11 protein-coding genes, 1 pseudogene and 1 other annotated feature are annotated in these 9,884 nt (G+C 36.4%); of the genes and pseudogenes, 7 read left to right on the top strand and 5 right to left on the bottom strand.

Annotated features, from left to right (window positions below; all coding sequences use genetic code 11):
• Nucleotides 1–110, bottom strand: a sequence feature (AL1L pseudoknot). This feature is flagged as partial in the annotation.
• From FTT87_RS14890 to FTT87_RS14880, 3 genes and pseudogenes are all read right to left on the bottom strand, one after another.
• A pseudogene (locus FTT87_RS14890) lies at nucleotides 1–399 on the bottom strand (IS3 family transposase); the annotation flags it as partial. (Overlaps the previous feature by 110 nt.)
• Nucleotides 400–581: 182 nt before the next feature.
• On the bottom strand, nucleotides 582–1,148 hold the full coding sequence (locus tag FTT87_RS14885) for a recombinase family protein (protein ID WP_006581699.1): 567 nt from the start codon (nucleotides 1,146–1,148) through the stop codon (nucleotides 582–584).
• A 177-nt stretch (nucleotides 1,149–1,325) separates the two neighbouring features.
• Nucleotides 1,326–1,589, bottom strand: coding sequence for a hypothetical protein (locus FTT87_RS14880; protein ID WP_127801456.1), 264 nt, complete (start codon nucleotides 1,587–1,589; stop codon nucleotides 1,326–1,328).
• Between the two features lie 501 nt (nucleotides 1,590–2,090).
• Between FTT87_RS14880 and FTT87_RS14875 the strand changes: the two genes are divergently transcribed.
• A complete protein-coding gene (locus FTT87_RS14875; protein ID WP_104442387.1) occupies nucleotides 2,091–2,414 on the top strand; it encodes a hypothetical protein in 324 nt (107 codons plus the stop codon).
• Here the strand turns inward: FTT87_RS14875 and FTT87_RS14870 are convergent.
• Both FTT87_RS14870 and FTT87_RS14865 read right to left on the bottom strand, forming a co-directional pair.
• On the bottom strand, nucleotides 2,411–2,620 hold the full coding sequence (locus FTT87_RS14870) for a hypothetical protein (RefSeq protein ID WP_005404800.1): 210 nt from the start codon (nucleotides 2,618–2,620) through the stop codon (nucleotides 2,411–2,413). The genes FTT87_RS14875 and FTT87_RS14870 overlap by 4 nt on opposite strands.
• Nucleotides 2,621–2,746: 126 nt before the next feature.
• Complete coding sequence (locus tag FTT87_RS14865; RefSeq protein WP_227554861.1) at nucleotides 2,747–3,739, bottom strand: hypothetical protein; 993 nt, start codon at nucleotides 3,737–3,739, stop codon at nucleotides 2,747–2,749.
• 2,485 nt (nucleotides 3,740–6,224) lie between these two features.
• Here FTT87_RS14865 and repM point away from each other — a divergent pair.
• The 6 genes from repM to FTT87_RS14835 form a co-directional block, all read left to right on the top strand.
• The gene (gene repM / locus FTT87_RS14860; RefSeq protein WP_005404786.1) at nucleotides 6,225–7,175 is read left to right on the top strand and encodes a replication initiation protein RepM; all 951 of its coding nucleotides are present in this window, start codon (nucleotides 6,225–6,227) and stop codon (nucleotides 7,173–7,175) included.
• 76 nt (nucleotides 7,176–7,251) lie between these two features.
• Nucleotides 7,252–7,497, top strand: coding sequence for a hypothetical protein (locus tag FTT87_RS14855; RefSeq protein WP_005404787.1), 246 nt, complete (start codon nucleotides 7,252–7,254; stop codon nucleotides 7,495–7,497).
• A 77-nt stretch (nucleotides 7,498–7,574) separates the two neighbouring features.
• Complete coding sequence (locus tag FTT87_RS14850) at nucleotides 7,575–8,126, top strand: plasmid replication DNA-binding protein (protein WP_005404788.1); 552 nt, start codon at nucleotides 7,575–7,577, stop codon at nucleotides 8,124–8,126.
• Nucleotides 8,127–8,387: 261 nt separating this feature from the next.
• Nucleotides 8,388–8,732, top strand: a complete 345-nt coding sequence (locus tag FTT87_RS14845) for an SMR family transporter (protein ID WP_005146112.1) — start codon at nucleotides 8,388–8,390, stop codon at nucleotides 8,730–8,732.
• Nucleotides 8,733–9,290, top strand: coding sequence for a TetR/AcrR family transcriptional regulator (locus FTT87_RS14840; RefSeq protein WP_005146114.1), 558 nt, complete (start codon nucleotides 8,733–8,735; stop codon nucleotides 9,288–9,290).
• 122 nt (nucleotides 9,291–9,412) lie between these two features.
• The coding region (locus FTT87_RS14835; protein WP_151817486.1) for an IS6 family transposase at nucleotides 9,413–9,884 on the top strand (472 nt) is incomplete at its 3' end.

The raw sequence follows: 9,884 nt of genomic DNA, 5'->3' as shown, positions 1-9,884 counted from the left end.
ATCGGTAAAATTCTACAAATCGCCTCGACTCCGTACAGCTCTTTATTATTATGGATAAAATCCACCATTATTTGTGTGGGCGGTCGAGCTCCGCCTGGGCGAAAAAAGCGGCTGCTTTACGTAGAATTTCATTGGCGCGTTGCAGTTCTTTATTTTCGCGTTCGAGTTGTTTGATACGTTCTTGGTCTGAAAGCTGCTGTACTTTAACTGGATTTTGTTTATCTAAATATTTTTGATACCAAACACGTAGTGTTTCAGGAGTACAACCCTTGCGCAGTATACTGCTCAGGGAGCAATAGCGGTGATCGCAGCCCAATTCGATGGATAATCTTTCTCGGATTCAATCAATAATTGAACCGCTCTTTCTCTGATTTCAGGGGTATATTTTACTTTTTTCATCGGGACATTCTCTCAGAAAGCTTGGTCTCCGACAAACCCGGTACGGTTCAAAAATCTTCCATTGATTTATTTATATCTGTTAAACCAGTCGCATTATGAAATGTAATATAAGTAGAAATTTCAGTATAAATGGTCATGATCTTTTCTAAATTTGAATATCTAAGCGTCTTCATTAATCAACCTTATTGATTATTAGTTTCTTCTTTTAAAGCTCTTTGTACTGTTGCTATCCCTACTTTAAACTTTTCTGCAACACCTCTAAATGTTGAATTTTCTTCAGCCATTGCTTTTCGTATTTCAACATAGTCAACCTTCCGCTTTCTTCCCTTATATAAGCCCTTCGCTTTGGCTTTTGCAATTCCTTCCTTTTGACGCTCACGGATCATGGAGCGTTCAAACTCTGCAAATGCAGCAAGCATCTGAAACATGAGTTTATTTATTGCCGATTGTGCTACATCATGACTGAAGGTCAAATTCTCTTTATGAAAAATAATGGTTATACCACGATCATTCAGACTATTCACAATTTCGTTCAGATCATTTGTATTACGTGCCAGACGATCAATACTATGAACATGCACCGTATCACCTTCACGCAGATAGTCGAGCATTGCATTTAACTGAGGACGTTCACGGCTACCACCGCTTGCCTTTTCAGTAAAGGTCTTATCCAGGCTGATTCCATCTAATTGACGTTCAGTATTTTGTTCAGTTGAACTGACTCGAATATATCCGACCTGATTAGGCATTCTGTACCGTTAGAGTTTAGATAATTAAATACATATTGTACCGAAATTAAATATTAAGTCTATAAATACGGTTTTTGAGTTGCTTTTTAAGACTTTATTTTGTTCCGTTAGGCTATACTCTAAATTTACAGAACATCTCTTATTCGAAATTCGATCGAATGGGAGTAAAAGCCTGCCTCAATTCGAATTAATTTTACGTTTTTTAATTTTAAAAGTTCGTCGCCCAGCAAGTCGGTAAGCAAGGTCAGGATTCCGGCCGTCCAAGTGTTTAACCAAAATTGGCACACCATTCGGTGTTTTACTCATTAAATTATCATTTTCTACATACAGCACTGTTCCTCTTTGCGCTGCGGCAATAAAGCGGTCTCGAAGTACATTTGCAGCTTTGGCAGCAATACCTGATTCATTGTCATCTTCATCAATTAGATCTACTGTTGACATAGTGCCGTACTCCCAATTAGCTGATATATGAATCATATTACAAGTCGGGTAGACAGGATAAAGAACTAGAGACCTTTCTACATATAATGCTCTGATCGACACACACAATAGCTTCTTTCCACATCAAGGTAGGTATTATGTGTGATCTGAATTTTATATTTAATTTCAATAACTTATAAATATTAATGTTTGAGTTTTATTTTTGCCACATAAACAAAATAATATTTAAAATCAAATGCTTATATTTTATAAAAAATTTAAAGCTTAGCATCACACATGATAGCTACCTAAATTAGCTCCATTAGGTAGCTATCATGTGTGTCGATATTAAAAATTATGTTTAATTTCAATGTATTAATAGAATTCAACTCTTTATAATTTTGATATTTTTTTTACAAAGCACGGGATCATCTAACAGAAATTTTTTCCCTTTTTTAATCCTGGATATTTAGAATCGGTAGAAATTTCTTCACTTAAAAATTTAACTGCCTAGAGAGCAAAATGAATCCTATAACTTTTCAGAAACTGGAAAAAATGAATAAGCACTGCAAGGCTTGTGTTAAAGCCTATGCACTTTTGACTTTGTTGAGTCTGGTGACTTTTTTCATCTATTTTTTTAATCGTTTCACATTAGAAATTCTCGTTACGGACACGACTGCTCTATTTCCGGTTATCAAAATGGAAGCGTTGGCACTTGGGATAATGCACATTGTTTACTGCTTCTTTTTTAAATATGTCGATAAAAAACTTCAAATATTCGGCTTAGATTCAAATAATCTGAATGAATACATCCAGCGGAATCAGGCATTTTTCCAAAAATATTAAGGTATGGCTTCTCCAGTGGAACTCATGTCTTGTAATACATCAAAGACAAGTCTCTCAATGCCTGAGCGTGCTTTATCACGGTCTGGATCTAGCCAGGATAGCGACGGGAATTCGGCACAGAGTCCAATAAATTCCCCGTCTTGGGCGGACCATGTCACACTAAATAAATAACGAGCTTCGGTCTTAAAATCGAAAAAAGCTTTCATATATTTTGCCGCGTGTTTAGCCTCAGCTCTCAAATCGTCAATTTCTTGGCGGCTGAGATAATAATCATCAGGATATTTCTGCATGAGTTATCACCATTGTTAATTGAGATTGATTTAAAAAACATCCTATACCTCGGTTTTATTGGACTTCGCCTTCCATTTTTCGTATTTTTTGTTGAGATCTTCCGTTAATACACTCCTAAAATGAGCTTCTGCTTCTTGATATGATGAATTATTTACAATCGAACTTTTCAGTTTTTTCATATATGAAAGTTTTAAAGTCCGGGCACCATGATCAAACCAGGGCTGATTATATTTATCCTTGAATAAGCGTTTTTCTAGGTGATACAAATTTCCGATCTGCTGACGTACCCCACGGTAGCCTAAATAGCCCTCCAAGGCCCGGAAATGGCGTTCAAAATAGGCTTTCTTCTCATCCAGACTGGCATTTTTTTCAATCAGGCTCTGAAACCGCAAAACGACCCTTTTCCCTTGTTCTAGTTGTTCCTTATAGGCTTTATCAGTCAAACGCCAGGTCCAATCTGTGACATGTTTTTCATTGGTCCAATTCTTGGCTTGAAGCTCTTTAATGCTTTTCTTCGGCTTGGTCAGACGTACCAGTTCATATCTACCACAGCTGATTGGATTAACCTCACCAATGTAACTAAAAGACTCTGAACTTGGACAGATCTCAAAGATTTTACGGTTAATCTTCAATAAATCTTGTTTGTCTGTTTTGCTCAAAACTTTTTGAGTTTTTTCATCCAATAAGAAAGCATCACTGGTTCGACAAAACAGGTAAGCCTCTACTTGCACCAAAAAAGCAGGTTCATTTTTATCAAATTTTTCCCAGCATTCACTCTCACTCAGTCCTGGTAAATAACTATAAGTGAAATGAACCAGCAAGCTAAAAACTGGCTCACTGTTCAATCTTCTTCGATAGGTTTGTTGGGCTGTTTCCAGTAAATGATAACGCTCAATCCATTTTGAAATCATACGGCTTGCTTCATCAGTATTCATATTCAATATGAATTTCTTAGCAACAAGATCATATTCGTTCGTCATCATTCCCATGACATGTTTTGTAAAATCTTTAGGAACATAGCTGTAATAAATCATTTTTTTATTACTCTTAAAGTGATTTTAATAAAGTGATTCTATAAGAGATTTATAAAAGATATTTATTAAAAATTCTATAAGAAATTCTTAAAGTCTCAAAAATGCAATTTTTGAGACTTTAAGCATGATTGCGAATCACCTTCGGAGATTCTATAAATAGCAGTTCCCCAAAATGGGCTTGACGACCGCAACTTGATCAAATATAAAACTTTTAGGGTCTTTGATTTTTTGCGTGGACTGCCAATCCATGAGCCAATTCTTTTCTGTTTGGTTCCTGGGTTGCCTACCCATGAATCAGACACACTCCCCCTTCTTGAGGATTGCCAGTCTTTGAGAAGCTTTAGTGGTGAAGCTGCGTGCGTGAGGAAACTCTAGCTGGCGCGGCTACACTAGGGGCTGGCGGGTGTGACTCCCGCTTTCTACCTGTTCACTCATTTTGATGAATGAACACCCTCCACTCCCAAGGTGGAGGTCAGTTGGGCGACAAGGACACGGGATCACGGTGACGTGGCGGTGGGAGTAACTTCCCTCCTAGGCTGAAAGGGCCAAAACCCTGTATTAAAACAGACAGTCAGAGGACTCACGGAATGAGTAACCTCGTGAATAGCTGATAACCAGACGCTTCAAGTCAAAAACAAAAATAAAGACAAGGGCGTAGGTTATACCCACAGGTGGGCTTTTGAGGGCATCGTGAGGTGTCAGGGTTGCAAGGCGAAAGCTGGCGCAATCGGTACTCGATTTTAGGTAGAACAGTGAATTTGTCGGAAGACATTCTGTTTTGCTGTCGAGATCAATGGATAGCTCAAGCCTGTAAGGTCGTCAACATGGTGCTTTTTAGGCTGTGTATGTCGATATGGGTAAGGCGTGAACGTGGATGATTATTAACTACATATTGCATTGTATAAACCTGATACGACTTGGAACTGCGATCGGGGGAGATAGGAATGTAGGTGTTGTATGTAGGAGATCGGCACGGGTTCTGCCAGTTTTCAGGCAACTGAAAACAACTGTTTTAATACTAACTTGGGAAGCAGTTTTGTTTAATGACGAAGCCGTATTGCTTAAAGATTTCTCTTTAATTTGAAGAGGTCTTTATTCAATCGGAGGCAACTTCCGAAAACAGAACTGTGGGAGAGTGACTTAGTAGGGCTTTGCTGTAATGGCAAAGGAAGCATTTCAATTCGAGTGAAAGGCGAGCGTTGAAATGAGTAACGAAAGGACACGCCATTAAGTTGGAGTGTGTAAGAGAATTGGAAGAATGTGGTTTGAGGATGAAGTTTGGCAACTTCATAGACTTGGCGGTCTAAACCCTCCAGCCACATTTGTAAAAATCGACCTAGAAGATCAGATTCGAGTGGCATCGGATCCAGAAATTCCAAGAACCTTGAGAAAACAAGTCAAATCAAAGTCTTTGATCCGACTTTTTAAAAACGGTTAGTGGGGACCTCACTTAAAAAATCCTGACGCAGCCGATTCTGCTGAACGAAATTAAAAATCTGTGTGTCCCTCATCACACATAAATAACTGAGATCAAAGTCCTGAGTACGACTATAAACTGCTTTCCATTTTGCGCTGATTTGCGTTTTAAGCCATTTTCTCTATTTGATATAGGTAATCTTGATAATCAGTGAAAAAACGCGTCTACCCCCTATTTTTTGCCTCTAATCGTTATATCAGAGCGAGTGTCTACGAGCGAACATCAAAAAGTCGTGCCTAGACTCCCTGAAAAACAGCTTTTTAGGCTGTGAAGTCAAAAAAGGCGTAAATCATATGTAGAAAATTGAGCCTAGACCGAGCGAAGCGAGCAAAAAAGTACTATGAGCGAAGCGAATTCCGAGTTGCTTTTGCTTTTTCTAAAACTCACGAAAATATTAACCAAAAAATTGCCCCTCGAATCGAGCGAAAGCGAGATTCAATAGAGTTTGAGCGAAGCGAAAACCAAGGGCAATTTTTCATGATTCACGTTTTTAATTATTTTTAAATACTTTTAATGTTTTTAGATGCTCTGTAGCCCTATAAAATAAAGGGTTACAGAGCTTATACATGGACGTTTATCTTGCTATACATGGACGTTTATCTTGCTATACATGGACGTTTATCTTGCTATACATGGACGTTTATCTTGCATATATTGACAAATATTATAATGTCAATTTTAAGGTTGAATTATAAACCACCTAATTGCAATAAGTGTTTGTATTTAATGAATTTTTATTAATTCCGATTATATATTAGATATTTAATAAATATTAAATACATAATATCAAAGATATTATCTTAAAATATCTATATATATTATTGTTTTTATTATAAATAATAGATTAGATAATATATTAAATAGACATTTTATAACCTATTATTTTTAATATACATGGACGTTTATCTTGCTATACATGGACGTTTATCTTGCATAACCTAAAAAATCATTGACATCAAAATATAGTGTCAATATATTGACATCAAATGATCACGTCAAAATAAAGATATGAAAAATACTGTCGTCAAAGATAATGCTTTAATCAATGCTAGTTACAACCTAGATCTAGCAGAGCAAAGACTAATCTTATTAGCTATTGTTGAAGCTAGAGAAAGTGGAAAAGGTATCAATACAAACGACCCACTCGTTGTTCATGCTGAAAGTTATGCACATCAATTTAATGTTCATAGAAATACGGCTTATACAACATTGAAAAATGCTTGTAATGCACTGTTCTTACGTCAGTTTAGCTATCAAGAAAAAAACTCTAAAAACATAGAACATATTAAATCTAGATGGGTTAGTGAAATCAGATATATAGAGAATGAAGCCGTGGTTAAACTTATTTTTTCCCCAGCCATTGTTCCATTAATTACAAGATTAGAAGAACATTTTACTAAATATGAGCTAGAACAAATTAGTAATCTGAGTAGTGCTTATGCAATCCGTTTATATGAGCTTTTAATAGCGTGGCGAAGTACAGGTAAAACGCCAATTTTTGAATTAGCCGATTTTAGAGAAAAATTAGGAGTTGATAAAACAGACTACGCGATAATTTCTGATTTAAAAAAACGAGTACTAGATATTTCAGTTAAACAGCTTAATGAACACACTGACATCACTGTTGAATACGAACAACATAAAAAAGGACGTTCAATTTACGGCTTTTCATTTTTATTTAAAAACAAGCAAACAGAGCAGAATTTAAACTCGACACGAGATCCAAATACCGTAGATCTTGTTTCAAAAATGACTAAGGCTCAGCGACATTTATTTGCTAATAAACTCTCTCAATTACCTGAGATGAGTAAGTACTCCCAAGGCACCGAAAGCTTTCCGCAATTTGCAATTCGTATAGCTGACATGCTGCAAGATCCACATCGTGCTAAAGAACTGTATCCATACTTAGAAAAAGTGGGATTTATGTCAGCTACTAAAAACAATGCTGTTAACAACTAAACTCTCAGTGAGTGAAGGATCCAGAATTAAAATCTGAGACTAAATAATTAAACTATAGTCATATAAGGAATTTGAAATGCTTATTGATGCAATTGCTTTATTAAGTGCTAAAAAAAATACTAAAGGTTATTCAGCTCATATCCAAATTGAGACTTCTGACGGTTCAGAAATTAGTGGCTCTATACAATTAGATCATGAATGGGATTATCAACTCGGCTTTTTGAGAGATTTAATAAATACAGAAGAAGATATGCGTTTTGTTGATAGAACCTTTACCAGTGAGGATTTTAGAAATGGTGTTTTAGGTTACTTAAGCAATTAGGCTTTAAACCTTGAGTGTATTAAAGAATACACTTGTTGTATTCTTTAATACGTCTCCTAAATACACAGTAATACAGTATGAAAACAAGTACAAAATACAGTGTTAGTGATGCTGCAACACTGTATAAAAAATCTCGGGCCACACTCTACAAAGATATAAAAAACGGAGTATTAAGTCGTGATCATGATGGTTCTATCGACTTCTCAGAATTACTTCGTGTCTATGGTGAGCCTTTTGGTGGAAAACACCCAAAACGTATTGACATGTCTCCGATACAAAACCTAGATACACCTGAATACAATGATAAAACAGTGGAAGAACTCAAAAATCAGATTGAGTTTCTAAAGAAACAACTAGAAAAGGCAGAAGATAGAGAAGCAAAAGCTAATTCTCGCATCGACACACTCCTGACCCTCATTGAAATGAAACCATCCCAAGCCACTACAGCTAATAATCATCAACCTGAAACAGATATAGCGATAGATCCAAAACTAGAAACCAAACCTAAAGATGATGGATTGACTATTCCGGTTGAAAAAGAAAACAAGCGAATCCCTGTTCCTGAACACGTAGACCCAGAACCGGAAAAAAGAGGCTTCTGGAGCCGCTTCTTTAAGCCATATGGCTGATCTGATTGTTCACCTGGGCTTATTAAAACCGTGGAGCATTGCTCAAGAAGTAAGCGTGGAACGTGAAAAATCACAAAAAAAGCCCACCTTGGGGAAGGTGGGCTATCAACTAGAAACTACAGCATTGATTTCTAAGTGGAATTATAACGCATTTCGTATAACGTGTATTATGTTAATTTTAGAAAATCTAAAATAATTATTGATAATTTTTTTTTGAAAATTTAACATACCTTCCGATTGGTATTTTAGGTATGATTACTTATGAACAGTGTGTTACTCGCTTATGTATTACTTGGATTTGCAATAGTTTCCGAAGTGATTGGAAGTAGTTTTTTAGTTAAATCGGAAGGGTTTACAAAACTTTTTCCAAGCGTGATGGTCTTTATTTTTTTTAGCACGGCATTTTATTTATTATCACAAGTTATTAAAACAATCCCTTTAGGTATCGCATACGCTATATGGGCTGGTGTTGGGATTGTTCTAACTGCTGTAGTTGGCTACTTTGTTTTTAAACAGACACTAGATAATCCTGCTTTAATTGGAATTGGTTTTATCGTATCTGGCGTAATAATTATTAATTTATTTTCGCAATCAGCAGGTCATTAAGTGAAAGAAATTCGGCAACAAAAGAAGCAACCAGAGGTTATTCGAAAGCGCATCCTTGAACAGGCAACTATTCTTGTTTCTCAAAAGGGTATTTCTGGTGTTTCTATTCAAAATATTGCTACAGCAGTAGGTATAACAAAAGGGGGGGTATTTCACCATTTCCCGAATAAAAAAAATTTGATAGAAGAAATGTTCAATCAAATAATTCTTGATTTAGATCAAACAGTTGAATACTTGATTAAACGCGATCCAACAGAATATGGTAAATTCACACGAGCTTATATTCATAGTTCTTTTATCCATCAAATAGATGGGGTGGTTTCTGCTTGGTCAGCGTTATCAATGACTATGATCACAGAGCCTACCTTTAATAAAATTTGGATGGAATGGCTAAAAAATAGATTATCTCAACATGCAGAAACGGATAGTCATCCTGATTTAGAGTTACTTCGTTTAGCAGCAGATGGGTTGTGGCTACAAAGTATTACCGGAGTCATTGATGATGAGCAATGTTCAAAATTAGAAGACGATCTGCTTAATCGAACCTATTTAACATAAAATCTCTTATTCGAAATTTGAACTGTAAGCCCCAGATAGAAAAATCCAGTGCATAGAACGGCACTGTTGCAAATAGGCTGACATGATAAGCTAAATATCTTATTTATTTCGAGATACAGCAGATGAATCCCTTCCACGGTCGGCACTTTCAAGGTGAAATCATTCTTTGGGCTGTTCGTTGGTATTGTAAATATGGCATCAGCTATCGTGAACTTCAGGAAATGCTGGCCGAACGTGGAGTGAATGTTGATCACACCACAATTTATCGCTGGGTTCAGCGTTATGCTCCAGAAATGGAAAAACGTTTACGTTGGTATTGGCGTAATCCTACAGATCGACATTTATGGCATCTGGATGAAACTTACGTAAAAGTGAATGGCAAATGGGCATATCTATACCGTGCAGTTGACCAACGTGGCCATACTCTTGATTTCTATCTTTCTGCTAGACGAAATACCCATTCAGCTTATTGTTTTCTTGGAAAAATTTTAAATAATGTGAAGAAGTGGCAAATTCCACAAGTGATCAACACGGATAAAGCACCCACATATGGACGTGCTTTATCACGGTTAAAACGGGAAGGTAAATGTCCAC

The organism is Acinetobacter sp. YH01022 (assembly GCF_013420235.1).
Lineage (GTDB): Bacteria > Pseudomonadota > Gammaproteobacteria > Pseudomonadales > Moraxellaceae > Acinetobacter.
This window is presented reverse-complemented; position numbering and strand designations above follow the sequence as displayed.